The following is a 520-nucleotide window of genomic DNA, read 5'->3' as shown; positions in this document are numbered from 1 at the left end:
CTTCTCCAAGAGGAACAGACTATACGCTTGATGGGAATTGGACACTCCCCACGGTTGATATCCATGAGGTAGAAAGGGCATCGGCCGACCACGGGTATACGATTATTGATGTACGCGAAGAAAGCCGTAGAAGGGAAGAGAAGTTTAGACCTATTGTAAAGATGTGCGGACACAAAACTAAAAAACCATTATACCGAAAGGTCAACACCAAAGCAAGAGGTGTTCATAATAATTGGGTTTTCTAACTTCAATCAATTTTTTGGTCTTCAGATGCCTCTCTTCCGATGGTGTCAATGCGCGTTTCTTCTGCACCTTGTCCAACATGATGATTTCACACTTCTCCATATCATCGACTTTATCTGGAAATACCAACCACTTAACGAATTTAAGAAAAGGCACCGCAATGTGTTCGTACTGAAAAAGGCAACCTTTCCCGGCAGTAAGGTATTGCGGGTGCCGATACCTTTTAGGACTATTACGGCATCAAAAATAAGTTTTGACGGCAAACCGGAATTGTTCC

At 42.9% G+C, this 520-nt stretch carries 2 pseudogenes; both read left to right on the top strand.

What is annotated here, in order from left to right:
• A pseudogene (locus C5745_RS20375) lies at window positions 1–245 on the top strand (hypothetical protein); the annotation flags it as partial.
• Window positions 220–520 (top strand): annotated as a pseudogene (locus C5745_RS20560) (conjugative transposon protein TraN); the annotation flags it as partial. The pseudogenes C5745_RS20375 and C5745_RS20560, both read left to right, overlap by 26 nt.

The sequence above is a fragment of the Sphingobacterium haloxyli genome (assembly GCF_002980525.1).
Taxonomy (GTDB): Bacteria; Bacteroidota; Bacteroidia; order Sphingobacteriales; family Sphingobacteriaceae; genus Sphingobacterium; species Sphingobacterium haloxyli.
This window is presented reverse-complemented; position numbering and strand designations above follow the sequence as displayed.